1 protein-coding gene is annotated in these 218 nt (G+C 46.8%); it reads right to left on the bottom strand.

The window, feature by feature from the left end:
• Nucleotides 1-218 (bottom strand): hypothetical protein (locus MB14_RS10210; RefSeq protein ID WP_157716576.1); only part of this gene is annotated, 218 nt, incomplete at both ends.

The raw sequence follows: 218 nt of genomic DNA, 5'->3' as shown, positions 1-218 counted from the left end.
GTGCCTCCGTTAGCGGCAAGGTTTCCCACAGAAATACCATCGGTATCTGCTTCTCCTGACTGTACAACATATCTAAACAGTAAGGCACTTGTTCCTGAACCACTCTGGTACACTGCCTGACGGGCGGTAGAACCTACCGTTATCGCCAATTGGGGGGTTCCACCTGTTGTTACTGCAGTTACGTTTTCAGAAAAATTAACCGTGAAATCTAAATTCTG

Source organism: Roseivirga ehrenbergii, assembly GCF_001593005.1.
Lineage (GTDB): Bacteria > Bacteroidota > Bacteroidia > Cytophagales > Cyclobacteriaceae > Roseivirga > Roseivirga ehrenbergii.
The sequence above is the reverse complement of the archived record's forward strand: the minus strand, read 5'-3'. Positions and strand labels throughout refer to the sequence as shown.